General features: G+C 48.5%; 26 protein-coding genes and 3 tRNA genes. 26 read left to right on the top strand and 3 right to left on the bottom strand.

Going from position 1 to position 25548, the window contains the following annotated elements; genetic code table 11:
- Positions 1-104 precede the first annotated feature (104 nt).
- The 8 genes from Q1M25_RS01580 (at position 105) to Q1M25_RS01545 (ending at position 5581) form a co-directional block, all read left to right on the top strand.
- Positions 105-1001 carry a serine dehydrogenasease gene (locus Q1M25_RS01580; protein ID WP_107858143.1) on the top strand — a complete coding sequence of 299 codons (897 nt, stop codon included), beginning with the start codon at positions 105-107 and terminating at the stop codon, positions 999-1001.
- Between the two features lie 2 nt (positions 1002-1003).
- Entirely contained in the window at positions 1004-1192 is a 189-nt protein-coding gene (locus tag Q1M25_RS01575; RefSeq protein ID WP_107858144.1) for a hypothetical protein, read from the top strand.
- Between the two features lie 182 nt (positions 1193-1374).
- On the top strand, positions 1375-1662 hold the full coding sequence (locus Q1M25_RS01570) for a helix-hairpin-helix domain-containing protein (RefSeq protein WP_036472233.1): 288 nt from the start codon (positions 1375-1377) through the stop codon (positions 1660-1662).
- Between the two features lie 379 nt (positions 1663-2041).
- Complete coding sequence (gene pyrB / locus Q1M25_RS01565; protein WP_300481033.1) at positions 2042-2962, top strand: aspartate carbamoyltransferase; 921 nt, start codon at positions 2042-2044, stop codon at positions 2960-2962.
- Positions 2963-2972: 10 nt separating this feature from the next.
- Positions 2973-3431, top strand: coding sequence for an aspartate carbamoyltransferase regulatory subunit (gene pyrI, locus Q1M25_RS01560; RefSeq protein ID WP_300481030.1), 459 nt, complete (start codon positions 2973-2975; stop codon positions 3429-3431).
- Between the two features lie 193 nt (positions 3432-3624).
- Positions 3625-4290, top strand: coding sequence for a hypothetical protein (locus tag Q1M25_RS01555; RefSeq protein WP_150538130.1), 666 nt, complete (start codon positions 3625-3627; stop codon positions 4288-4290).
- Positions 4291-4565: 275 nt separating this feature from the next.
- On the top strand, positions 4566-5429 hold the full coding sequence (locus Q1M25_RS01550; RefSeq protein WP_300481024.1) for a GNAT family N-acetyltransferase: 864 nt from the start codon (positions 4566-4568) through the stop codon (positions 5427-5429).
- Between the two features lie 23 nt (positions 5430-5452).
- Entirely contained in the window at positions 5453-5581 is a 129-nt protein-coding gene (locus Q1M25_RS01545; RefSeq protein WP_283255527.1) for a hypothetical protein, read from the top strand.
- Positions 5582-5646: 65 nt separating this feature from the next.
- Here the strand turns inward: Q1M25_RS01545 and Q1M25_RS01540 are convergent, their stop codons facing one another.
- Positions 5647-6150: a hypothetical protein gene (locus tag Q1M25_RS01540; RefSeq protein WP_049336347.1), complete on the bottom strand. Its 504-nt coding sequence runs from the start codon at positions 6148-6150 to the stop codon at positions 5647-5649.
- 213 nt (positions 6151-6363) lie between these two features.
- Between Q1M25_RS01540 and pyk the strand changes: the two genes are divergently transcribed.
- Together pyk and Q1M25_RS01530 are read left to right on the top strand one after the other, a co-directional pair.
- The gene (gene pyk, locus Q1M25_RS01535) at positions 6364-7836 is read left to right on the top strand and encodes a pyruvate kinase (RefSeq protein ID WP_300481018.1); all 1473 of its coding nucleotides are present in this window, start codon (positions 6364-6366) and stop codon (positions 7834-7836) included.
- A 175-nt stretch (positions 7837-8011) separates the two neighbouring features.
- Positions 8012-9406: an OmpP1/FadL family transporter gene (locus tag Q1M25_RS01530; RefSeq protein WP_300481015.1), complete on the top strand. Its 1395-nt coding sequence runs from the start codon at positions 8012-8014 to the stop codon at positions 9404-9406.
- A 313-nt stretch (positions 9407-9719) separates the two neighbouring features.
- Here Q1M25_RS01530 and Q1M25_RS01525 read toward each other — a convergent pair whose 3' ends face one another.
- The gene (locus Q1M25_RS01525) at positions 9720-10985 is read right to left on the bottom strand and encodes a LysM peptidoglycan-binding domain-containing protein (RefSeq protein WP_107697233.1); all 1266 of its coding nucleotides are present in this window, start codon (positions 10983-10985) and stop codon (positions 9720-9722) included.
- A gap of 234 nt (positions 10986-11219) precedes the next feature.
- Between Q1M25_RS01525 and def the strand changes: the two genes are divergently transcribed.
- The 10 genes from def (at position 11220) to topA (ending at position 22884) form a co-directional block, all read left to right on the top strand.
- Entirely contained in the window at positions 11220-11723 is a 504-nt protein-coding gene (gene def, locus Q1M25_RS01520; RefSeq protein WP_003678675.1) for a peptide deformylase, read from the top strand.
- Positions 11724-11858: 135 nt separating this feature from the next.
- Positions 11859-12785 (top strand): methionyl-tRNA formyltransferase, encoded by a 927-nt coding sequence (gene fmt, locus Q1M25_RS01515; protein ID WP_300481006.1) that lies wholly within the window; start codon positions 11859-11861, stop codon positions 12783-12785.
- Positions 12786-12818: 33 nt separating this feature from the next.
- The gene (locus Q1M25_RS01510) at positions 12819-13337 is read left to right on the top strand and encodes an O-acetyl-ADP-ribose deacetylase (protein WP_300481003.1); all 519 of its coding nucleotides are present in this window, start codon (positions 12819-12821) and stop codon (positions 13335-13337) included.
- 46 nt (positions 13338-13383) lie between these two features.
- On the top strand, positions 13384-14643 hold the full coding sequence (gene rsmB, locus Q1M25_RS01505; RefSeq protein ID WP_300481000.1) for a 16S rRNA (cytosine(967)-C(5))-methyltransferase RsmB: 1260 nt from the start codon (positions 13384-13386) through the stop codon (positions 14641-14643).
- Entirely contained in the window at positions 14609-15202 is a 594-nt protein-coding gene (locus Q1M25_RS01500) for a DUF4390 domain-containing protein (protein WP_300480998.1), read from the top strand. The genes rsmB and Q1M25_RS01500 overlap by 35 nt, the downstream gene beginning before the upstream one ends.
- Before the next feature lie 3 nt (positions 15203-15205).
- Positions 15206-17332, top strand: coding sequence for a PAS domain-containing sensor histidine kinase (locus Q1M25_RS01495; protein ID WP_070765156.1), 2127 nt, complete (start codon positions 15206-15208; stop codon positions 17330-17332).
- Positions 17319-18593, top strand: coding sequence for a sigma-54 dependent transcriptional regulator (locus Q1M25_RS01490; protein ID WP_300480994.1), 1275 nt, complete (start codon positions 17319-17321; stop codon positions 18591-18593). Before Q1M25_RS01495 ends, Q1M25_RS01490 begins: the two co-directional genes overlap by 14 nt.
- A 234-nt stretch (positions 18594-18827) precedes the next feature.
- Positions 18828-20018, top strand: coding sequence for a DNA-processing protein DprA (gene dprA / locus Q1M25_RS01485; RefSeq protein ID WP_300480991.1), 1191 nt, complete (start codon positions 18828-18830; stop codon positions 20016-20018).
- 24 nt (positions 20019-20042) lie between these two features.
- A complete protein-coding gene (locus Q1M25_RS01480; protein ID WP_003679497.1) occupies positions 20043-20498 on the top strand; it encodes a DUF494 family protein in 456 nt (151 codons plus the stop codon).
- A gap of 79 nt (positions 20499-20577) precedes the next feature.
- Positions 20578-22884: a type I DNA topoisomerase gene (gene topA, locus Q1M25_RS01475; protein WP_300480988.1), complete on the top strand. Its 2307-nt coding sequence runs from the start codon at positions 20578-20580 to the stop codon at positions 22882-22884.
- Between the two features lie 234 nt (positions 22885-23118).
- Here the strand turns inward: topA and Q1M25_RS01470 are convergent, their stop codons facing one another.
- Positions 23119-23490: a hypothetical protein gene (locus Q1M25_RS01470; protein ID WP_070711750.1), complete on the bottom strand. Its 372-nt coding sequence runs from the start codon at positions 23488-23490 to the stop codon at positions 23119-23121.
- Between the two features lie 123 nt (positions 23491-23613).
- Here Q1M25_RS01470 and Q1M25_RS01465 point away from each other — a divergent pair, with 123 nt between their 5' ends.
- The 6 genes from Q1M25_RS01465 to Q1M25_RS01440 all read left to right on the top strand — a co-directional run bounded on the left by Q1M25_RS01465 (position 23614) and on the right by Q1M25_RS01440 (position 25444).
- Positions 23614-23997 (top strand): helix-turn-helix domain-containing protein, encoded by a 384-nt coding sequence (locus tag Q1M25_RS01465; RefSeq protein ID WP_107867953.1) that lies wholly within the window; start codon positions 23614-23616, stop codon positions 23995-23997.
- A 128-nt stretch (positions 23998-24125) separates the two neighbouring features.
- The gene (rsmD, locus tag Q1M25_RS01460; protein WP_107867952.1) at positions 24126-24698 is read left to right on the top strand and encodes a 16S rRNA (guanine(966)-N(2))-methyltransferase RsmD; all 573 of its coding nucleotides are present in this window, start codon (positions 24126-24128) and stop codon (positions 24696-24698) included.
- 122 nt (positions 24699-24820) lie between these two features.
- Positions 24821-25072 (top strand): YfhL family 4Fe-4S dicluster ferredoxin, encoded by a 252-nt coding sequence (locus Q1M25_RS01455; RefSeq protein WP_003679513.1) that lies wholly within the window; start codon positions 24821-24823, stop codon positions 25070-25072.
- A gap of 98 nt (positions 25073-25170) precedes the next feature.
- Positions 25171-25254: transfer RNA gene (locus tag Q1M25_RS01450), tRNA-Tyr, on the top strand.
- 32 nt (positions 25255-25286) lie between these two features.
- A tRNA-Gly gene (locus Q1M25_RS01445) sits at positions 25287-25360 on the top strand.
- 9 nt (positions 25361-25369) lie between these two features.
- Positions 25370-25444: transfer RNA gene (locus Q1M25_RS01440), tRNA-Thr, on the top strand.
- The last annotated feature ends 104 nt before the right edge of the window (positions 25445-25548 follow it).

Genomic DNA, 25548 nt, shown 5'->3' with positions numbered 1-25548 from the left:
AGTAGATATCCAGTTATATTTCTGTTCCACAAATGTTGTTTAATTGATTATCTCTACTTTTTCGATTAAAATTCAATAAAAATTTTTATAGAAACATTTTCGTAATGAGTACATTAAGTAATCAATCAGTTAGCTTTATTGCTTGGCAATTAGGTAGCTTTGCCGAAAAATACTTTAAAGAGTGCGATATAATCTCTTACATGGGAAGTATTAATGAGTCTAGTATAGATTACTGGAAAACTAGAGTTCAGGAAAATGGTAGAACAGCTAAAAGTAATGGGATATCAACTCTAGTGGTATTTTTATCTACAAATGGTGGTAGTGCCAGTGCTGTAGAAAAAATGGTTGAAATAACTAGATATTTCTATGATGAGGTTTATTTTGTAATCTTAGATCAAGCGATGTCTGCTGGAACTATTTGGGCAATGTCAGGTGATAAAATTTACATGAATTATGCTTCATCTCTAGGTCCTATAGATCCACAAGTACCAACTCCAGAAGGAAGATGGGTTCCAGCTTTAGGTTTTCTGGATAAAATAGATGAATTTGTACGTAAATCTAAAGAAGGTAGTCTAACGCAAGCTGAGTTAATGTTGTTAAAAAATCAGAATTTAGGTACTATTAGATCATATGAACAGGCTGCCGAGTTATCCAAAGCACTATTAAAAACTTGGTTAGTAAAATATAAATTTAAAGATTGGACTAAAAAGGAAACATCAAGGGAAGATGTAACTCAAGGAGATAAAGAGGCTCGTGCTAGAGATATAGCTGAAAAACTTGGTGATAATAAGCGGTGGCATTCTCATGGTCGTTATATTGGTATAAAGACTCTTACAGAAGAGCTAAATATAAAAATTGATGACTTTAGTGATAACATTGAAATGTGTAACGATTGTGAACAATTAAGAGATAGTTTGAGAGAGTTTATGAGAATGTTTTCTCAGGAAATTCTTATAGTTTTTGGTTACAGAAGACCTAAATCCATTGAGGAAAAGGGGTAATAATGAGCTATACACAACAAGATTTAGAATACTTGCTTTCTAAAACAATCGATCTAGAACAGGATAAAATGAGTAATGAATTAAATTCTAAATTTTCTTTTACTGATTCTAATTATGATATTGCAACACCACATGAAGTATTTCTTTTAGGATTACAGCAGGAAAAGAATTATACTTATCAATCCTTGTAAATTTAAATAGCAGTAGAAATACCGCTATTTTTGTTTCCACTTCCATTAAATAATTTTGTATTTCAAATTTATGCAGTAAATTAGTCAATTTTCAGACTTTTTGCAACTGCTACATAATACCGTAAAACCATTCGGTAGACTTCCTGACTGATTCAATCAAATATGTTATGGAAAAAAATCTGATGAAGAAATTTTTATTTGGTGCATTTGCCGCCGTCTGTGCAGCATTCTCTTTGGCCGCCGTGAACATCAATACCGCATCTTCTGCCGAACTGGAGGCCTTGCCGGGTATCGGCCCGGCTAAGGCGAAATCAATTGTGGAATACCGTCAGAAGAACGGTGCGTTCAAATCGGTGGAGGAGCTGAAAAACGTGAAGGGCATCGGTGATGCGGTGCTGAACAAGTTGAAGGCGGAGGCGACGGTTTCTTCTGCGGCGCCTAAGGCCGCCCAGCCTGCCGTGAAAAAATAAGTCTGACGGACGTTTGTGCCGTATATGCCGCCCCGAGGCCGAACCGTTTGCCGGTTCGGGCTGACGGGCGGCTTTGTATGGGCAGTGGCAATGAGAGTTTGGACCAATGGGACTTTATATCGGGTAATAACTGAAAACAGTCGAATCCCTGTGCTTGGATCTCAGCTGTTGAGTACAGAGGGTTATTTTGTAAAGGTATCAGGCCGTCTGAAAACTTGAAAGAAGCAGCTGTCTGTTAAATATGCGATAATGCGGAAGATTTCATGGGTGTGGTAGGAACATGGTTGTGATTGTCCGACAGGATGATGTTGGGCAACGATGGAATCGGTTTGCTTGAAACGCCCGCCTGTTGCGGGCTTTTTTATGGGAAGGAATGGTCATGCCTAATCCGCTTTATCGGCAACATATTATTTCAATTTCAGATTTGACGACGGAGCAGCTCGAATTGCTGCTTCAGACGGCCTTGAAGTTGAAAAAGCAGCCTCGTGAAGATTTGCTTGAAGGTAAATTGATTGGATCGTGCTTTTTTGAACCATCCACCCGTACGCGTTTGTCTTTTGAAACGGCGGTACAGCGTTTGGGTGGGAAAGTTATCGGTTTTTCCGATGGTGCGAATACCAGTGCGAAAAAGGGAGAAACGCTTGCAGATACTGCGAGGATTATTTCCAGCTATACGGATGCGATTATTCAGCGACACCCTAAAGACGGTGCGGCCCGTGTGGCGGCCGAGTTTTCGAGCGTGCCCGTGATTAATGCCGGCGATGGTACCAACCAACATCCGAGCCAGACACTTTTGGATTTGGTAACGATTTATGAAACGCAGGGCAGTTTGAGCAATTTGAAGATTGCGATGGCCGGTGATTTGAAATATGGCCGTACGGTACATTCATTATGTCAGGCATTGAAGCGTTGGGGTTGTGAATTTGCGTTTGTTTCCCCTCCCAGCTTGGCGATGCCGGACTATATCACTGAAGAGCTGGAAGAGGCCCGTTGCCCTTATCAAATTTTACCCGGCTTGGAAGAAGCGGTCGAATGGGCGGATATTTTGTACATGACCCGCGTTCAGCGCGAACGTTTTGATGAGCAGGAATTTGCCAAAATTCAGGGTAAATTCAATCTTGATGCGCCGATGTTGGTAAACGCCAAACCCAATTTGCGCGTCTTGCATCCTTTACCGAGGGTAGATGAAATTCATCCGAATGTGGATAAAACACCTCATGCCTATTATTTTGAACAGGCAACCAACGGCGTGTATGCACGGATGGCGATTTTGTCTTTGGTATTGAACGAAGAAGGTTAAGGAGCGAAAGATGGAAAACTCAAAACTCAGCGTTGAAGCAATTGAACAAGGTACGGTAATTGACCATATTCCTGCCGGTAAAGGCTTGACCATTTTAAGACAGTTTAAGCTGCTGCATTATGGCAGCGCGGTTACGGTCGGCTTTAATTTGCCAAGTAAAACGCAGGGAAGCAAAGACATTATCAAAGTCAACGGCGTATGGTTGGATGCCAATGCGGCCAACCGTTTGGCTTTATTTGCCCCTGAAGCAGTGGTAAACAAAATTGATCGGTTTAAGGTGGTTGAGAAACAGCATTTGTCATTGCCGGACGAGATTTCGGAAGTGTTCCGTTGCCCGAATACTAATTGTGCCAGTCATGGCGAGCCGGTCATCAGTCGCTTTTATGTCCGTTCACATAATGGTCAGACGCGTTTGAAATGCCATTATTGCGAAAAAACCTTCTCGCGTGATTCGGTTGCCGAAGCCTGATAAAAATCTCAGGCCGTCTGAAAATACGGCTATACGGTTTGAGTTGTCTGCTTGATACATTAGTTTCATAAAAAGCAAGATATTAAGCAAATTGCGTTAAAATTACGTTAAAATAATGCCTTCCGGGTTGATGACATTATTCGCCCGAAAGGCATTATTTTTTAATAACATGATACGAAATGTAGGAAAACTCATGCACTCATCCATACAAAGCCGGTTTGCCCCAATTTTATACGTCTTGATTTTCTTTGCCGGATTTTTAGCCGCACAAGTTTGGTTTAATCAGCAAGCCTATTTGACCAATCTTCCCCTTTTGGTTACTGCCATTTCTGCCGTTGCATTTGTTTGGTTGATTTGGGCTGTCGTCTCTGCGCGATCCAAAGCAAAAAGCAAGATGTTGCACCGTGAGCAGCTGATTCAAAAAGAGAGCATTCATCCTGTTTTGCATGCGACGTTGCAACGTTCTGATGGACAAACGGATTTATTAGTTTTGGTTGTCCGCAATAGCGGTAAGGGCTTGGCGAAGAATGTGCGTTTTGAGGCAGAGGCTTTGCCGGATCACTTGCCGAGCAAGCTGGTTGCCGATGCGGTTATGCGCTTGGAGATGTTTTCCGGCGGTGTGGATATGCTGGCATCGGGCGAATTGTATGGTGGCGTGTTTGCAAGCATGTTGGCGCTGGCTGCCGAATTGCCGGACCAGACATTTGGCGGCGTGTTGAAACTGAAGGCCACTTATGAAAATGCTTTTGGTGATCAATGCACTTCTGAAAGCGTCTTGGATTTGAGCATACTGAATTTCAATTTGTTAGAAATTAGATCCAGTGGCGAGCAAAAGCCCCGCAAGAAATTGTTGTATTGATATACAAAATATGCAGGCCGTCTGAAACCGAAATACTTGGTTTCAGACGGCCTGTTGTTATTTTTCAAATGATTTTTGAAGAAAAAGAGGCGTATCGGGTATAATAATCAAAGAATTCGAAACGGATTGTCAGGATCGGCAAGCCGTCTCATCATTGTCGTATTTCAAAACCTTACTGATATTTTTTCAATCATCTGTTGCTATGTATCGGAACTTTTTCTGATGTTGGCACTGGCGAAATATTCCTTCAGCCATTTACTCTCAGGAAGCTGCTTATGTTAGTGTGTAATCCTTATGAAGTTGTGATCCATGGTACGACCAGCAAAGGCAAGATTTTCCGACCAAGCGACTGGGCGGAGCGCCTGTGCGGTATTTTGTCTTCCTTTACTAAAGACAACCGCCTTTCCTATTCTAATTGGGTGCGCCCTATTTTGGTGGACAATGTCCGTTGTGTGGCAGTCGATAAAAAACTGGAAGAAGATAATCCGCAAATGTTCCGTTTCTTGATGGACTTTGCGGCGGATAATGATTTGCGCGTGATTGACTGCAAAGCCTTGCTCAAAGAGCAGGAAAGCAAGCAGCAGGGTGAAGTGCCGGTCGAGCGCGTTTTGTTGGCGCAGGCGATTGAAGAAAAACATGCCGCCGAGCGTGCCGAAGCGGCCAATGAGCAGCCTGAGCCCCAAGCTGCCGCGCCTGTGGTCGGCGTATTGCGTGAAATTCCGCCGGAAGAAACCGCGACTGCTTTTGCGGCACTGAGCATTTTGCGTTCATCGTTGACCGATATTCACCGTTTTGTTGAACAAATCAACGAGCATCAGCGCAAGACTGGCTACCGCCTGTTGGGTATTTTTGAAGAAGGCAAACAAAATGCCGTGGCCGTATGCGGTTTCCATGCCGCGTACAACTTGGCCAGTGGTTACCATATCCATATTGACGACATCGTGACCATGCCTCAATGCCGTCAAAAAGGCTATGCTTCACGCTTGCTGGAAGAAGTACGTAAAATCGGTGCGGAAACGGGTGCGACCAAAATCCATCTGAATGTCCATGTGAACCATGACCGAGCAGATGCTCATCGTCTCTACTTCAAAAACGGATTCGAAATTTGTGCGTACCATTTCCGTTGCGATCCGAAATAATTTTTGTAGAAAGAGAGAAATCAATGTTGAAGATTTTGACCGCGGCTGTTTTGACACTGAGCTTGGCGGCCTGCGCATCAGGCAGCGGGCAAGGCAGCTCACAAATGTATGGCGAGATTAAGGCCGGTGTAGAAACCAGCCATCAACGTTGAGATATATAATGACAAGGCCGTCTGAAATAGGTTTTCCTGTTTCAGACGGCCTTTTTGCAACTTGATTAGAGTGTCGTGGAGGTGTCGTCAGCGGCAACAGTCCGATGCAGGCGATACCAATTGTACAGGCGCAGGATGCACAAGAAAGCGATGATGGGCATGCAGGCTGCGGTAACCAGATAACGCGGGTTGCTGAAGTTTAAAACGTTGTGCCCGGAAAGCAGCGACAAAGCGGCATGCAACCATTCCCACAAAGACGAAATGCTGAATGCCAAAACAGCCAACAGGCCGAGGGTTCGGAAAATACCGATGGGCAGGATTTGTTGGCGTAATACGGCGCGGTTGAGTTGGAACAAAACAATCAAACCGAAGCCGATGATACAGACCATGCCGCCGTTGGCGACGATTTGCAGGCTGTTGAAGGCAATGTCGGGCGTAACGGAAATTGTACCGGACTGGTTGGCGGCGGTTTGTTGCAAATTTAAGCCTTGCATGACATTAAGTACGAAACCGTAGATCAGGTCGGCCAAAACGATGCCGATGGGTAGCGGAGTCAAAAAACGTTTCATGGATCAGTTGGGTATTCTATTAGTATGAGAGAGGCCGTCTGAAAATTAAACATGACGACGTGAGAGTGTATTGTATCCGATAGAAAAGTAGGTTAATGCAAAAATAAATTTAGTTTAAGTCAGAAAATGATGTAATTTTACGCCAACATTATTGCATTAAGAGTACAATCTTCTTCATTATCAAACGTGAAATCAACAGGAAAGGACGTTTACATGAGCCAATTGCAACGTGATTTAACCCGTATCAGCCACAATACCAAAATTGTTGCCACACTGGGTCCGGGCAGCAACAATGTACAATTGTTGGAAGACATGATCCGTGTCGGCGGCCTTAATGTCGTCCGTTTCAATTTCAGCCACGGTACGCCGGAGTTTCATGAAGAAAATGCCCGTATCGTACGCGAAGCCGCGAAACGTGCGGGTCAGGAAATCGCCATTCTTGCCGACTTGCAAGGGCCTAAAATCCGTGTCGGTAAAATTGCCGGCGGCAGCATCGAGCTGAATAAAGATGAAACTTTGATTTTGGATGCCGCACTTGAAGGCGAAGGTACACGCGAAGCGGTGGGTTTGGACTACCGTGATTTGCCGAATGACGTCGCTGCCGGCGATGTTTTGTGGCTGGACGACGGCCTGTTGACTTTGACCGTTGAGGCGGTTGAAGGAAGTAAGATTATTACAAGGGTAGAAAACAGCCATGTGCTGAAAAGTAACAAAGGTATCAACAAACGCGGCGGTGGCCTGTCTGCCGGTGCGTTGACCGAGAAAGACTTCCGCGACCTGAAAACCGCGATTGCCATCGGTTGCGACTACTTGGCCATCAGCTTTGTGAAATCTGCCGAAGATTTGCACACTGCCCGCGCCAAAGTCGAAGAAGAAATGAAAGGCAGCACTGCCGTACGCCCCGGTTTAGTTTCCAAAATCGAGCGAGTAGAAGCCATTGAAAACCTGGACGAAATCATCCTTGCCAGCGACGGTATTATGGTTGCCCGCGGCGACTTGGCGGTCGAAGTCGGACACGCAGCCGTCCCCGCCCTGCAAAAACGCATGATCCGCCGTGCCCGTGAGTTGCGCCGCTTCAGCATTACCGCAACTCAAATGATGGAATCCATGATTACCAACCCCGTACCGACCCGCGCGGAAGTCAGCGACGTGGCCAACGCAGTATTGGACGGTACCGATGCGGTGATGTGTTCCGCCGAAACCGCCGTCGGCGCGTATCCGTTTGAAACCGTCAGCCAAATGGCGATTATTTGTGCGGCTGCGGAAAAAGAACAAGATTCGCTCAACGGCGTTGCCGAACAGGTCGAGTATCCCGAAGCCGTCAGCACCAACTTGGCGATTGCCGGCGGTGCGGTCAGCGTGGCGCGAGCAGTTCACGCCAAAGCCATCGTTGCCCTGACTGAAAGCGGTTCGACCGCCTTCGAAGTCAGCCGCCACAACATCACCCTGCCGATTTTTGCCCTGACGCCGAGTGTTTCAGCGCAACGCCGCATGGCGATGTACCGCGGTGTACGTCCGTTGATTTTGGCAACCAGTACCGATCACGATACCGCGCTGAACGAAGTGGAAGCCATGCTGGTAGAACACAAAATCCTCCAAAGCGGCGACCAATACATCATCACCAGCGGTTCGCAAATGCGCGAATCCGGTTCGACCAATACGCTGGAAGTGTTGCAGGTTAAATAATTGCAGTGATCCGATGATTGGAAAAGCAGGCTGTTTCAGCCTGCTTTTTTGTGTAAAAAAAGAAAAGATTAGGCAAAAATAATGATGTAGTATAGAATTGAGTGCCTATACTAAATCAATAAAGGACGTTTCAGACGGCCTTTTTCTTTGTCCGCTACTTTCACGGTAAACCAAAATGATTCATTTTAATCTGAAAAAAACAGCATTTATTTTAAGCGCAGCACTGTTATCTACCGCCGTCCAAGCCTCCGGCTACCACTTCGGCACACAATCCGTTAACGCACAAGGCACGGCCAACGCCGCCGCCGCCGAAGCCGCCGATGCATCAACCATTTTCTACAACCCGGCCGGCCTGACCAAACTTGACAGCAGCCAAATTTCCGTTAACGCCAATATCGTTTTCCCAAGCATTCATTATGAAGCGGAATCTGCCACCGACTTTACTGGCATTCCCGTCCAAGGATCGAAAAGCGGCAAAATCACCAAAACCACCGTTGCTCCGCACGTCTATGGCGCATACAAAGCCAGCGACGATGTCACTTTGGGTTTGGGCGTGTACGTCCCCTTCGGTTCTGCAACCGAATATGAAAAAGATTCCGTGTTGCGCCACAACATCAATAAACTGGGTTTGACCACCATCGCCATCGAGCCGGTAGTCGCATGGAAACTCAACGACCGCCATTCCTTCGGCGCAGGTATTATTGCCCAACATACTTCCGCCGAACTGCGCAAATATGCCGACTGGGGTATCAAGCAAAAAGCAGTGGCAAAAGCCTCCGGCAAACCGGATGCAGCCATTGCCGCCGCCATTCAGGCTGACGGACACGCCGATGTCAAAGGCAGCGATTGGGGCTTTGGTTACCAACTGGCGTGGATGTGGGACATTAATGACCGCGCGCGCGTGGGTGTGAACTATCGTTCCAAAGTTTCACACACGCTTGAAGGCACTGCAGAATGGGCGGCAGACGGTGCAGCGGTGAAACAGGCATGGGATTCTGGTGCAATGGCCGCACTCGGTTATGTACCGAACGAAAAAGCCAGCGTAAAAATCGTCACGCCTGAGTCTTTGTCTGTTCATGGTATGTACCGCGCCACCGACAAAACCAACCTGTTCGGCGATGTCACTTGGACGCGCCACAGCCGCTTCAACAAAGCCGAGCTGGTGTTTGAAAAAGAAAAAATCATCGTCAACGGCCAATCTGACCGTACCGTCATCACGCCTAACTGGCGCAACACTTATAAAGTTGCATTCGGCGGCTCTTACCAAGTTACCGAACCATTGCAACTGCGTGCCGGTATCGCTTTCGACAAATCACCGGTTAAAAGTGCCGAAGACCGCATGAACAGCTTGCCTGACGGCAACCGTATCTGGTTCTCCATCGGTGCTAAATATCAACTGGGTAAAAACCATGTTATCGATGCGGCGTACAGCCATATCCACATCAATGACACGGTTTACCGCGCCGGCAAAGCCAGCGGCAACGACGTGGACAGCCGCGGTGCATCCTCTGCCCGCTTCAAAAACAAAGCAGACATCTTGGGCTTGCAATACACTTACAAATTCAAATAATCGGATTTGAGTTGTGGATAAAAAGGCCGTCTGAAGATTTCAGACGGCCTTTTTGATTGGCAGGAACAGATGGAACAATCAACAGGCAATAAATAGTATGTTGGGCCTTCCATATTTCTGATTGGAATGGTAGCGCAGAAAGACGATAGAAAAGGGAATAGCCGATTACCGGCTTGAAAAATAAGATATTTTTTACACTTTAAACAACGTGTTACAGATTTTATTTATTCTGATTGGCAGTAATCAAAAGGCCGTCTGAAAAACAGGTTTTCAGACGGCCTTTATTTGCCGGATGGCTGCTAAGAAAGCTCAATCAGCTGCGGACTTCCAGTTCGATTTCTCTTTCTTGTTCGTCTTCGGCCGGTTTGTCCATGGTTTTTTCATCAGCCATATTGTCCAAATCTCGGCCGGGTTCGGAAGCGGTATCGCCGATGGAAACGCTGTTCAGGCTTTCCAAAATAATGGCGGATGCCAGATGGTCGGATGTGCGGTACACCATTGCCAAACCGATTTCTTCCGCCGGAATGGAAACCAATTCAACCGTATCTTTGTCTTTCGGCTTGCGAATCAGGTTGTTGGACAGATTGACACGGACTTGGCGGCCACGTTTGTAGAGGCTGACCACAGTGCCTTTGTCCAAGCCGTCGAGTTCGCCTTTATCCAAAGTAATGGTTTGGAACTGGCCGGCTTCGCCCACGCCGTCGAAGATGGAAACGACTTTGGCCTGAATCGGACGGGCAGGGGCGTGAGGCATAACATTGAAGCTGTCGAGGCCTTCTGGCAGTTTCAGCAGATAGTCGTCTTTGCGGATTTCGGAAACCGCTTCTTCGATAACCAAAGGTTGCGCGGATTGGGTGCGCAGCTTCATGGCTTTGTTGACTTGGGTGTAATACTCGTTGCTTTTGAGTTTTTCGTCAGAAGCGCGGGTACGGTTTTCCAAGGCGGAGTCGGTGTAAGGCAACGTGTTGGCAATGCCGCTGAACACGACTTCTTGGCCGAGGAATTTGCCGGTTTCCGGATCGGTAATGTTTTTATTGACTCGGTAGGTCAGGTAGCGGCCGGGCTCGGTCAGGCCGTATGCGTACACGCGGTTGCCTTGGGTGTAGAGGACGCGGTTGTCGGGGCCTGCAATCAGGCGCGGCGCATTGGCGGTTTCTTCCGGAGCGATAATCTGCGGATGTTTCATGAACATGCGGTAGAGATTGACGTTGACGGTTGGAATGCCGTAGCCGGAAGTTTCGCGTACGCGCGGATGCAGTTTGATCACGGGAATGCCGTCTGAACGGGTTTGAGCGTGTTCAAAACCCAGTCGCGGCTGGCCGTTGACGTAGCGTAAAACCAACACCTGACCCGGATAGATCAGGTGCGGATTGCGGATGGCGTTGCGGTTGGCGCCCCAAAGGCGGTTCCATTGCCATGGGCTGTACAGATATTTGCCGGAAATACCCCACAAGGTATCGCCGTTTTTAACGACATAGCGTTGCGGCGCATTGGGGCGGATTTTTAAAGAAGCTGCCTGAGTGTGGGCAGAAATAGCCATGCCTGCTATGCAAAGCAGGGTTATAATACGTTGTTGCATAACCGTTCCCCTTGAAATCGGTTTGGTTTGTCTTCAGATGATAAACAGAGAAGGCTGGAGTTTGCGAAACTGCCGCCCATTCATCAATACGATAACGAACGGCCTCCGTCGCGCTATCTTAACATTTTTCGGCGTTATTTTAGCATTGAATGTTGCTGTCATGACAGGAGATTGTGGCGGCGGAAACCAAATCTGTATGAAAATCACACATCAGTTTTATAAAACGAGAATATTATGGCTTTACTGAACATCCTCCAATACCCTGACGAGCGTTTGCACACGGTCGCCAAACCTGTTGAAAAAATCGACGAGCGCATCCAGACATTGGTTGCCGATATGTTTGAAACCATGTACGAAGCACGCGGTATCGGCTTGGCGGCCACTCAGGTCGATGTACACGAGCGCATCGTCGTGATGGATTTGACCGAAGACCGCAGCGAGCCGCGCGTGTTCATCAATCCAGTCATTGTCGAAAAAGACGGCGAGACGACTTATGAAGAAGGCTGCCTGTCCGTGCCGGGCATTTACGATACCGTGACCCGTGCCGAGCGCGTCAAAGTTGAAGCCTTGAACGAAAAAGGCGAGAAATTCACACTTGAAGCAGACGGCCTGTTGGCAATCTGCGTGCAGCACGAATTGGACCACCTGATGGGCATCGTGTTTGTCGAACACCTGTCGCAGCTGAAACAAGGCCGCATCAAAACCAAACTGAAAAAACGTCAGAAACACACCATCTGACCTGAGCATCGCTTAAAGGCCGTCTGAAAAGACAAAACAGAAGGCAGACTTCGGTTTTCAATCTTTCAGACGGCCTTTTCAGCTGAAACAGTTTGCCCAACGCGCCCATTCAAACCATTTCCACAAGGACACAACATGAAAGTCATCTTTGCCGGTACGCCCGATTTTGCCGCCGCCGCCTTGAAAGCCATCGCCGCCGCAGGTTTTGAAATTCCGCTGGTATTGACCCAGCCCGACCGCCCCAAAGGCCGCGGCATGCAGCTGACCGCATCGCCGGTCAAACAGGCTGCCTTGGAATTGGGTTTGACCGTGGCGCAGCCGGAAAAGTTGCGCAATAACGCCGAAGTCCTGCAAATGCTCAAAGATACGGGCGCGGATGTGATGGTAGTAGCCGCGTATGGTTTGATTTTGCCGCAGGAAGTGTTGGATACGCCCAAACACGGCTGCCTCAATATCCACGCTTCGCTGTTGCCCCGTTGGCGCGGCGCAGCACCGATTCAACGTGCGATTGAAGCCGGCGACGCTGAAACCGGCGTGTGCATCATGCAGATGGACATCGGTTTGGACACCGGCGATGTGGTCAGCGAACACCGTTATGCCATTCAACCTACGGATACCGCTAACGAAGTACATGACGCGCTGATGGATTTGGGTGCGGAAGCGATTGTTGCCGACTTGCAGCGTCTGCAGGCTGAAGGCCGTCTGAACGCGGTTAAGCAGCCTGAAGAAGGTGTTACCTATGCCCAAAAATTAAGCAAAGAAGAGGCGCGTATCGATTGGAACGAAAGCGCGGACATTATCGAGCGCAAAATCCGCGCCTTTAACCCCGTCCCTGCCGCGTGGGTCGAGTATCAAGGCAAACCGATGAAAATCTGGCGCGCCGAAGTTGTGGACAAACAGGGTAAGGTAGGCGAGGTGTTGTCCTGCACTTCAGACGGCCTGCTGGTGGCGTGCGGTGAAAATGCGCTGAACATCACCGAATTGCAGCCTTCCGGCAGCAAACGCATGAGCATACAGGCATTTGCGGCAGGGCGGATGATTGAAGTCGGAACGGTTTTGTAACAGGCTGGAAACCAACGTAGAGGAAAGAAAACAATGGCTGTTTTTGAAGTGGTCGAAGGCGATATTACCCGATTGGCAGTCGATGCGATTGTCAATGCCGCCAATTCATCGCTGTTGGGCGGTGGCGGCGTAGACGGTGCGATACACCGCGCCGCGGGCAAAGAGCTGCTGGAGGAGTGCCGCACTTTGGGCGGTTGCCGCACGGGCGAAGCCAAAATAACCAAAGGCTACCGTTTGCCTGCGCGTTTTGTCATTCATACGGTCGGGCCGGTATGGTTTGGCGGAAAACAAAATGAAGAGGCCAAATTGGCACAATCCTATGCCAATTCCTTGCTGCTTGCCCAGAAACACGAGCTTCACAGCATCGCCTTTCCGTGCATCAGCACCGGTGTGTACCGTTTTCCGGCCGAAGCCGCCGCACGTATCGCTTTGGAGAGTTTGAAGCAAACCCTGCCGCAATGTCCGGCAGTGGAAAAAATCATCTTTTGCTGTTTTTCCAAAACAGATGCCGAATATTATCGGGCATTGCTGGCTGCCGAACAGGCCGTCTGAAATCCTCCGAACACTTGAAATCAAATATAAATCAGAAAGCAAAAATATGAGTATGTCCCTCGCCCAAAAACTGGCCGCCGACAGCGTTGCCGCGGTTGCCGAAGGGCGCAATCTTCAGGATGTTTTGGCGGAAATCCGCGCGGCGCATCCGCAGCTGACGGCGCAGGAAAACGGCGCCTTGCAGGATATTGCCTACGGTTGCCAACGGTATTTGGGCAGTTTGAAATATATGCTTGGACAAATGCTGAAGAAGCCGATTGACAATCCGCAGCTTGAAAGCCTGCTTTTGGCGGCGATGTACCAACTGCATTACACGCGCAATGCGCCTCATGCCGTGGTCAATGAGGCGGTGGAAAGCATTGCCAAAATCGGCCGCGGCCAGTTCCGCTCGTTTGCCAACGCGATTTTGCGCCGCTTTTTGCGTGAACGCGACAAGCTCGCGGCTTCCTGCAAAAAAGACGATGTGGCGAAACACAATTTGCCGCTGTGGTGGGTGGCTTACTTGAAAAACCATTATCCGAAACATTGGCACAACATCACCACCGCGCTGCAATCGCATCCGCCGATGACTTTGCGCGTCAACCGCCGACACGACAATGCCGAAAGCTATTTGGAAAAACTGGCTGCGGAAGGTATTTTGGCCAGGGCATTGGACGAATACGCCGTGATGTTGGAAGAAGCTGTGCCGGTAAGCCGCCTGCCCGGTTTTTCAGACGGCCTGGTGTCGGTGCAGGATTTTGGTGCGCAACGTGCTGCCTATTTGTTGAACCCGAAAGACGGCGAACGCATTCTCGATGCCTGTGCGGCGCCTGGCGGTAAGACAGGTCATATCTTGGAGCTGGCAGATTGTCATGTTACCGCTTTGGATATAGACGAGGGCCGTCTGAACAGGGTGAAGAGCAATCTTGACCGTTTAGGCTTTCAAAAGGCCTCTTTGGCTTGTGCCGATGCGCAGGACTTGACAGCGTGGTATGATGGCAAGACCTTTGACGCTGTTTTGGCCGATGTGCCGTGTACCGCTTCGGGTGTGGCGCGGCGTAATCCCGACGTAAAATGGCTGCGCCGACCGACCGATGCCGTCAAAACCGCACGCCAACAGGAAGCATTATTAGACGCGCTGTGGCAGACCCTGACGAAAAACGGCAGGATGTTGCTGGCTACCTGCTCGGTCTTCGTCGAAGAAAACGACGGTCAGTTGCAAAAATTCCTTAACCGCCATGCCGATGCCGAGTTGATCGAGTCGCATGTGCTCTTACCGAACAAACATCAAGATGGCTTTTATTACGCGCTTATTAAAAAGCAGTAAAACGCTGATTGTACCGCTCTTGCTCGCCGTGTCGTTGAATGCGGCGGGCGAGGGCATCAGTGCGACCCGTGCCGAGGCAAAGCTGACCCATGCCGGACAGCTTTCCGTCAGCAGCCGTTTCCGCACCGACCTGCCCGACCAGCTCAAAGAAGCACTCAAACAGGGTGTCCCCCTGCATTTCAATTTGAGTTGGCAGCTGTCAGCGCCGTCTATGTCGTCTTATAAATTCAAGTTCGACCAGCTGCTCAACAACGACAGCACGATTCAATACAAATTGTCCTTCCATCCGCTGACCAACCGCTATCGCGTTACCGTCGGTACGTTTTCTACCGAGTACGACACGCTTGAGACTGCCTTGCGCGCAGTGGGCGCGGTCGCGAATTGGAAAGTTTTGTCCAAAGGCGCGCTGAGTGATGTGGCCGCCAAAGACACGAAGGCTGAAATCCGCCTGCTGCTGACAACTGCCAAGCTGCCCAAACCGTTCCAAATCAATGCCCTGACGTCTAAAAACTGGCATTTGGATTCGGGTTGGAAATCCTTGTCGGTCGAGCAGGAGTAAACCATGCGCCGCTTTCTTCTGATTGCCGCCGTATTCGCCGTTGTTTTGTTGTACGGTCTGACTGTTGCAACGGGCAGCAGCAACGTATTGTCTGATTACTTCTGGTGGATTGTCGCTTTGTGCGGCTTGCTGTTGCTGGTGTTGGCCGCGGTGTTGGTACGCTATGTCGTGCTTTTGATGCGCGACAACAGCAAAAGCGTGTTCGGTTCGCAGATTGCGCGTCGGCTGTCGGGGATGTTTACCTTGGTTGCCGTATTGCCGGGCGTGTTTTTGTTCGGTATTTCCGCCCAGTTTATTAACGGTACGATTAATTCTTGGTTTGGCAACGATACCCATGAGGCTCTAGAGCGCAGCTTAAACTTGAGCAAATCCGCGCTGAACTTGGCGGTGGACAATGCTGTCAGCAACGCCACGCCAGTGCAAATCGACTTAATCAGCGCCGCTTCGCTGGACGGCAACTTGGGGCAAACGCTGACCCAATCCGCACTTACTGCCGACTTTGCCCAGCTGGCGCTTTATAACGCGACCACCCATAAAGCCGAGAAAAGCATCAATCCCCTGAAACTAAATCAACCCGAGCTTAACAAAGAAGGATGGGAGCAGCTGGAGCAGACCGGTTCGGTTCGCAGCTTGGAAAACATCGGCGGCGTGCTGTATGCCCAAGGTTGGATGCTGATCGGTACGCATAAAAATCAGGATTATGCGCTATTTTTCCGTCAGCCGATTCCGAAAGATGTTGCCCAAGATGCGACGTTGATTGAAGCGGCTCGTGCCAAATACGCCGAGCTGAGTTATACCAAAAAAGGCCTGCAAACCTTTTTCCTGTCCACGCTGTTGGTTGCGACATTGTTGGCCATCTTTTTGGCTTTGGTTATGGCTTTGTATTTTGCCCGCCGTTTTGTGGCGCCGGTGTTGTCGTTGGCAGAGGGTGCACGGGCGGTGGCTCAGGGTGACTTCAGCCAAACCCGGCCGGTATTCCGCAATGATGAGTTCGGCCGGTTGACCCAATTGTTCAACCACATGACCGAGCAATTATCGATTGCCAAAGAGGCGGACGAACGCAACCGTTTGCGCGAAGAAGCCGCACGCCATTATTTGGAATGCGTGTTGGAAAGTTTGACCACGGGCGTGATTACTTTGGATGCCGATGGCCGTCTGAAAACCTTTAACAAGGCTGCCGAACAGATTTTGGGCGTTTCGCTGGTGTCTTTGTGGGGTAGCAACTGGCATCAATGGCACGGCAAATCGCCGCAGCAAACCCTGTTAGCCGATGTGTTTGCCGCCATCAATGAAACCGCCGACAGCGACAAACCCGTCCAAGTCGAATATGCCGCGCCTGACGATGCCCGAATCTTGTTGGGTAAGGCCACCATTCTGCCGGAAGACAACGATAACGGCGTGGTGATGGTGATTGATGACATTACCGTCTTGATACGGGCGCAAAAAGAGGCCGCATGGGGCGAAGTGGCGAAACGGTTGGCGCACGAAATCCGCAATCCGCTTACGCCTATCCAGCTTTCCGCCGAGAGATTGGCATGGAAATTGCATGATAAACTTGATGAACAAGACGCCCAAATCCTCAGCCGTTCAACCGATACCATCGTCAAACAGGTTGCCGCGCTGAAAGAAATGGTCGAAGCGTTCCGCAATTATGCGCGTGCGCCGTCGCTGAATTTAGAAAAACAAGATTTAAACGGTTTGGTGTCGGAAGTATTGGTATTATATGAGGCCGGCGCGTGCAAATTTAATGCGCGGCTCAGCGCCGATGCTCTGCCGATTGTTGCCGATACGACGGCGATGCGCCAAGTGTTGCATAACCTATTTAAGAATGCCGCAGAAGCGGCAGAGTCGGACGAAGCGCCGCAAGTAAACGTCGAAACAGGGCGCGAAGGCGGACAGGTTTTCCTGACCGTCTGCAACAACGGTAAAAGTTTCAGTAAAGAAATGCTGCACAATGCTTTTGAGCCGTACGTTACCGACAAACCGACAGGAACGGGGCTTGGTTTGCCCGTTGTGAAAAAAATTATCGAGGAGCATGGCGGCCGCATCAGCCTGAGCAATCAGAACAGCGGCGGCGCGTGCGTCAAAATAGCTTTACCGGAAATGGCAGAAACTTATGCGAAGCAGTGATATTTTGATTGTAGATGATGAAGTAGGCATCCGCGACCTGCTCTCCGAAATCCTTCAAGACGAAGGCTATACCGTCACTTTGGCCGAAAATGCCGAAGAAGCGCGCCAATTGCGTTATCAAACGCGTCCGGCCATGGTGTTGCTGGACATTTGGATGCCCGATTGCGACGGCATCACTTTGTTGAAAGAGTGGGCGAAAAACGGCCAACTCAATATGCCTGTGGTTATGATGAGCGGCCATGCCAGTATTGACACCGCGGTTGAAGCCACCAAAATCGGCGCGCTCGATTTTCTGGAAAAACCGATTGCCCTGCAAAAACTCTTGTCCGCAGTAGAACGCGCCTTGAAACATGGCGAAGTTCAGACGGCCTCCGGCATGACTTTGGACAAACTGGGCAACAGCCCCATTATTCAAGAAATGAACGGCAGCATTGAAGCTGCCGCCAAACACAACCGCCCGCTGTTGTTGGCTGGTGAGGCAGGCTCGCCGTTTGAAATTGTCGCCCGCTATCTGCACAAAAGCGGTACGCCTTGGGTGGCAACCGACCGTGTCGAACACATTGTCGATACGCCGTTGGAGTTGTTGCAAAAAGCATCAGGCGGTATTTTGTATGTCGGCGATATTGCCCGTTACAGCAAAAATATCCAAAACGGCATTGCTTTCTTGCTTGAAAAAGCCGACCGCTACAATGTCCGTGTGATTACTTCATGCGGCTTTAAACGCGGTGAGAGCGCTGATGACGTCGTTGCCGGCCGACTGGCGGAGCTGTTGAAAGAGTGCATCAATGTTCCTTCTTTGCGCAGCCAACCGGACGATATCGTCTTTTTAATCAACCGCATCATGACCGATTTGGCCGAAAGTCAAAAAATCCAGCCGGTAAAATTCAGCGATAGCGCGTTGGTGGTTTTGCGCCAATACGATTGGCCGGGCAATTACGACCAGCTTGCCGAAACGGTGAAAAACATCATGTTGGAATCGGACGGCAAAGAAGTGGACGATCAGGCCGTTGCCGTGGCTTTGGGTCAGAAGGAAAACGCGACGGCGACAGAAATCATCGGCGGCTTCAATTTCAATATGCCTTTGCGCGAATTGAGGGAAGAAGTCGAGCGCCGCTACTTTGAGTACCACATCGCTCAAGAAGGCCAAAATATGAGCCGCGTGGCGCAAAAGGTCGGTTTGGAGCGTACACACCTTTACCGCAAACTCAAACAACTCGGTATCAGTGTATCGCGCCGCAGCGCCGACAAATCCGAAGAATAAGCGCAATATCGGTTCAAACACAAAAGAGGCCGTCTGAAAGCCATCAGGTTTTTCAGACGGCATCGTCATTTGACGGTTTGCTTAGGCAAGCAATACTTTATAAAAATAATGATATGGTTCGGCATTGTTATTTTGCCTTTTAAGCCGAAAGAAGTTTTATATCAATAAAATTTTCAGAAGGCCTTGATTTACTTCAGGCCGTCTGAAAAAACATTACGAAAAGGGAACAGATTGATGACGGAAAACGAGCGTTTTGCTTGGTTGCAAATGGCATTTACGCCCTATATCGGCGCAGAAAGTTTTTTGGTGCTGTTGCAGCAATTCGGTAGCGCACAAGCTGCCTTGAATGCGCCGGCAGATAGAATTGCCGCGTTGGTGCGCCATAAACAGGCGGCTGAGTCGTGGCGTAATGCGGATAAACGGGCTTTGGCGCAGCGGTCAGCCGAAGCCGCTTTACAATGGGAAATGCAGGACGGTTGCCGTTTGTTGCTGCTGCAAGATGATGATTTTCCCGAAATGCTGACGCAGGGCATTACCGCGCCGCCGGTTTTGTTTTTACGCGGCAATGTAGAGTTGTTGCACACACCTTCTGCCGCGATGGTCGGCAGCCGCCATGCCACGCCGCAGGCAATGCGGATTGCCAAAGATTTCGGCAGGGCATTGAGTGAAAAAGGCATTCCCGTCGTATCGGGTATGGCTTCGGGTATCGATACCGCCGCCCATCAAGGCGCATTGCAGGCAGATGGCGGTACCATTGCCGTCTGGGGAACCGGTATAGACCGCATTTATCCGCCGTCCAATAAAAACCTTGCTTATGAAATTGCCGAAAGGGGATTGATTGTCAGCGAGTTTCCTTTAGATACGCGTCCGTTTGCAGGCAACTTTCCGCGCCGCAACCGTCTGATTGCCGCGTTATCGCAGCTGACATTGGTGGTTGAAGCGGCATTGGAATCCGGCTCATTGATTACCGCCAAGCTGGCGGCAGAGATGGGGCGCGAAGTGATGGCGGTGCCCGGTTCGATAGACAATCCGCATAGCAAAGGCTGCCACAAGCTGATTAAAGACGGGGCAAAATTGGTGGAATGTTTGGACGATATTCTCCATGAGTGTCCGCAGCTATTGCAAAATACGCATGTTCCATCATATTCTATAAATAAGACGGTCAAACCGAAAAATGATCAAACCGAACGGCTGCAACTAAAAACAATAGCGGATGAACCGAAAAGGCCGTCTGAAAACCTACCTGCCGCCCCATCAACAAGCGCCTTATTGGAAGCAATGGGTTACGACCCGATACATCCCGATATTTTGGCGCAACAAACCAATATGGCAGCGGCAGACGTGTACGCACAGCTTTTGGAATACGAACTTGACGGTATCGTCGCCGCCTTGCCGGGCGGCCGTTATCAGCGTGTCAAAGCATAAATTATCTATATTTAAGGAACCAGCATGACCGAAGTCATTGCCTATTTAATCGAACACTTCCAAGATTTCGACAATTGTCCGCCTCCGGAGGATTTGGGTCGCCTCTTGGAAGATGCGGGTTTTGATGCTACGGAAATCGGCAATACATTGATGATGATGGAAGTCTTGTTCAATACGTCCGAATTCTATGCCGAGCCGTTTAACAGCGACTCCTTGCGCGTATTCTGCCGTGAAGAAGCTGAAAACCTGCCGCAGGAAGTCATGGGCTTGATGCAGTATTTGGTTACCGAACACGCAATTACTTATGAGCAACGCGAAATCGTCATTCACGCCCTGATGCACATTCCATCGGACGAAATCACCCTCGATACCGCCAAAGTGTTGGTATTGCTGGTGTTGTGGATGCACAAGAGCGAGTTGCCCGTCCTGATAGGCGACGACTTGATGAGTGCGTTGACCGGACAAAACGTTATGCACTAAACCTTTTTTCAGACGGCCTGAACAAAATGATAAAAGGCCGTCTGAAACATAAATCCAATACATCCAAAAGAGAACAACAATGGCGAAAAACCTATTAATCGTCGAATCCCCGTCCAAAGCCAAAACCCTGAAGAAATATCTGGGCGGTGATTTTGAAATCTTGGCGTCTTACGGTCATGTCCGAGACTTGGTACCCAAAAGCGGAGCAGTCGATCCCGAAAATGGCTTTGCCATGAAATACCAATTGATCAGCCGCAACAGCAAACACGTCGATGCCATCGTTGCCGGTGCCAAAGAAGCTGAAAACATCTACCTCGCAACCGACCCGGATAGGGAAGGTGAAGCCATTTCTTGGCATCTTTTGGAAATCCTAAAATCCAAACGCGGTCTGAAAAACATCAAGCCGCAGCGTGTCGTGTTCCACGAAATCACCAAAAACGCCGTGCTCGATGCGGTTGCCCATCCGCGCGAAATCGAAATGGATTTGGTCGATGCGCAACAAGCCCGTCGCGCTTTGGACTATTTGGTTGGTTTCAACCTTTCGCCATTGTTGTGGAAAAAAATCCGCCGCGGTTTGAGCGCAGGCCGTGTGCAAAGTCCCGCACTGCGTTTGATTTGCGAACGCGAAAACGAAATCCGCGCGTTTGAAGCGCAGGAATATTGGACGGTACATCTCGACAGCCACAAAGGCCGCAGCAAGTTCACCGCCAAACTTGCCCAATACAACGGCGCGAAACTCGAACAATTCGACCTGCCGAACGAAGCCGCTCAAGCCGATGTATTGAAAGAACTTGAAGGTAAAGAGGCCGTCGTTAGCGCCATTGAAAAGAAAAAGCGCAGCCGCAATCCTGCCGCGCCGTTCACCACTTCTACCATGCAGCAGGATGCCGTGCGCAAACTCGGTTTTACCACCGACCGCACCATGCGTACCGCTCAGCAACTTTATGAAGGTATAGACGTAGGGCAAGGCGCCACCGGTCTGATTACCTATATGCGTACCGACAGCGTGAATTTGGCCGATGAAGCGTTAACCGAAATCCGCCATTACATCGAAAACAAAATCGGCAAAGAATATCTGCCAAGTTCGGCCAAGCAGTACAAAACCAAATCCAAAAACGCCCAAGAAGCCCACGAAGCCATCCGTCCGACTTCCGTGTACCGCACGCCTGAAAGCGTCAAACCCTTCCTGAGCGCAGATCAGTTCAAACTCTATCAAATGATTTGGCAGCGTACCGTTGCCTGTCAGATGACGCCCGCTAAATTCGACCAAACCACCGTCGATATTACCGTCGGCAAAGGCGTATTCCGCGTAACCGGACAAGTGCAAACCTTCGCAGGCTTCCTCAGCGTTTACGAAGAAAGCAGCGACGATGAAGAAGGCGAAGACAGCAAAAAACTGCCTGAAATGAGTGAAGGCGACAAATTGCCTGTGGACAAACTCTACGGCGAGCAACACTTCACCACCCCGCCGCCGCGCTACAACGAAGCCACGCTGGTTAAAGCCCTTGAAGAATACGGTATCGGCCGCCCTTCAACCTACGCCAGTATTATTTCCACGCTCAAAGACCGCGAATATGTTACCCTTGAGCAAAAACGCTTCATGCCCACCGACACAGGCGACATCGTCAACAAATTCTTGACCGAACACTTCGCCCAATACGTCGACTACCACTTTACCGCCAAACTCGAAGACCAGCTTGACGAAATTGCCAACGGCAAACGCCAATGGATTCCCGTGATGGACAAATTCTGGAAGCCGTTTATCAAGCAAGTGGAAGAAAAAGAGGGCATCGAACGCGCCAAATTTACTACGCAGGAACTTGACGAAACCTGCCCGAAATGCGGCGAACACAAACTGCAAATCAAATTCGGCAAAATGGGTCGTTTCGTTGCGTGTGCCGGTTATCCCGAGTGCAGCTACACGCGCAACGTCAATGAAACTGCCGAAGAAGCTGCCGAGCGCATCGCCAAAGCGGAAGCAGAGCAAGCCGAACTCGACGGACGCGAATGCCCGAAATGCGGCGGTCGCCTAGTGTACAAATACAGCCGCACCGGCAGCAAATTCATCGGCTGCGCCAACTATCCAAAATGCAAACATGTCGAGCCGTTGGAAAAACCCAAAGACACCGGCGTCCAATGCCCGCAATGCAAAAAAGGCAACCTCGTCGAACGCAAATCCCGCTACGGCAAACTGTTTTACAGTTGCAGCACCTATCCGGATTGTAACTACGCCACATGGAACCCACCCATTGCAGAAACCTGTCCAAAATGCGCGTGGCCGGTATTGACCATCAAAACCACCAAACGCTGGGGCGTGGAAAAAGTCTGCCCGCAAAAAGAATGCGGCTGGAAAGAACAGATTGAACCGCCTGCACCGAAAGAGTGAGATTAGGTCGGTTTAAAAGAGAAAAGGTCGTCTGAAAAATTTTCAGACGACCTTTGCTTTTCTGTGATTGGTTTATTTGAATCCGCGTGTCGTTTTAAAGTCCGATAAAATACGGTTCATTTTTGGTTCAAATAAGACAGAGAGCTTTGCAAGCATATAAGTTACTAAATTTTTAGCACATTTTTATACATCAAATTTCGTGAACAGGCTATTTTGCAAAGGTATCAAAATGTATTAGAGAAAAGGATAAAGAAGATAGTATAACCATCCTGTAGGAATTTCTGGTTGTTCATGTATTTCTGTACATTCTGAAGAGTTATAAATTTTGGTTAGCTTAAGTAGTTTCCAAAAATCAGAAGATTCACCATTCGATAAGCCTATTTCCTCTCTAGTTTCTTCTGCCATCATGGCTATATCTCGGGGAGTTAATAGTTGTAAATTGTTAAAACGATCTAATTTTTGTTGGATTTTATTCAGCCCTTTGAATTGTTCTAAATGTCTTGCTGCAATGCCACATTTTAAGTAAGTTTTGGCGTCATCATAATCGCTGCTGCAACCTATTAACGCTGTAAAAGAAAAGGCGAGTAATAAGATTTTAATTTTCATATTGATATCCCTTTATTAGACAAATGGAATAAAATTATAAGAGTTGGAATCTTGCCATTCTAGAAAGTAAAAGTTTAAAATCTATCCCAATAATACAACTATCTATACAGAAACTTTAATTTTATGGAAACTCACGAAAAGATCCGCTTGATACGCGAATTAAATAAATGGTCTCAGGAAGAAATGGCGGAAAAGTTAGCCATGTCTGCCGGTGGATACGCTAAGATTGAGCGAGGTGAGACACAATTGAATATTCCAAGACTAGAGCAGTTGGCGACTATCTTTAAAGTAGATATGTGGGATTTGTTGAAATCGGGTAATAACGGGATGGTTTTACAGATTAATGAAGGAGACAGTGGAGGCGATATCGCTTTATATGCTTCAAGTGATATGGCTATGAAATTGGAGTTGTTGAATCAGGAGTTAAAACATTGCCGGGAAATGCTGGAGCAGAAGGATAAGGAAATTGAGTTGTTGAGACAGCTGGCTGCTTCTGTGCAGAAGTAAAAGCCTAGGCCGTCTGAAAAATGATTTTCAGACGGCCTTGTTGTATCTAAAAGAATATGAAATACGGCTTGATAGCAGTTTCACTATATAATTGAGGCCGTCTGAAAAATCGGCATCTTTTAAGAATTATGGCAAATAACAAACATTCCAAACACAGCAATCAAGTACGTATCATTGGCGGACAATGCAGGGGGCGAAAGTTAACATTTTTATCTGCAGACGGTCTGCGCCCGACGCCTGACAGCGTGCGTGAAAAACTGTTTAACTGGTTGGGTCAGGATTTAACTGGAAAAACAATATTAGATTTATTCAGCGGCAGCGGTGCTTTGGGAATGGAGGCTGCTTCTCGTAATGCGGCAAAAGTGGTAATGGTCGATAACCACCGCCAAACAGTTCAAACGCTTCAGAAAAATATCCGTGAATTAGGTTTGAAACAGGTGGAAATCGAGTGTTCAGACGGCATGATTTATCTGACAAGGCCGTCTGAAAAATTTGATGTCATATTTCTTGATCCGCCATTTGCATGGGAAGATTGGCAAAATCTGTTTATCCGATTGCAAAGCCACTTGAAAAATGGGGCAATGGTCTATATTGAAGCAGGGAAGCTGCCTGAAAAACCGGATTGGCTGGAAGTTTATCGGGAAGGAAAGGCGGGAATGAGTAGGTTTGAATTGTTACTCTATTCGCAAGTTGCTGAATAGTATAGAATTTGAGAATCATTCCCAAGGTGTAAAACATTCTTTCAAACGGATTGTTCCGACGTCATTTGTGCTATAATCCGCGCCCAATCGGTTTTGATAATTTAAGAAAAAAGGAAATAGAAATGTCGCTCTTTATTACAGATGAGTGCATTAACTGCGATGTGTGCGAACCGGAATGTCCAAATGATGCCATTTCGCAAGGTGAAGAAATTTACGAAATCAATCCAAATTTGTGTACGCAATGTGTAGGCCATTACGATGAGCCTCAGTGTCAACAGGTATGCCCTGTCGATTGTATCTTGATCGATGAAGAGCATCCTGAAACGCACGAAGAACTGATGGCTAAGTACGAAAAAATCATTCAGTTTAAATAAATAGTGTTTAAAAGCAAAAGCTTGGATATTTTTAAAGAAATAAATGAAAAAAAATCTTGACGGAAATCTGAGTTGCCAATAAACTGACGTTCTCTTTTGGAGGGATTCCCGAGCGGTCAAAGGGGGCAGACTGTAAATCTGTTGCGTGAGCTTCGAAGGTTCGAATCCTTCTCCCTCCACCAAAAATTCTTACTTGGAGCAAAAAAGTGAGTATGCGGGTGTAGCTCAATGGTAGAGCAGAAGCCTTCCAAGCTTACGGTGAGGGTTCGATTCCCTTCACCCGCTCCAAACAATTTCGCCCATGTAGCTCAGGGGTAGAGCACTCCCTTGGTAAGGGAGAGGTCGGCAGTTCAAATCTGCCCATGGGCACCATCTCATTATTACCCTTTATTTTCAAAAAGCTTAGATTATAGGATATTGCCATGGCTAAGGAAAAATTTGAACGTAGCAAACCGCACGTAAACGTTGGCACCATC

This window comes from uncultured Neisseria sp. (assembly GCF_951230505.1).
Taxonomy (GTDB): domain Bacteria; phylum Pseudomonadota; class Gammaproteobacteria; order Burkholderiales; family Neisseriaceae; genus Neisseria.
This window is presented reverse-complemented; position numbering and strand designations above follow the sequence as displayed.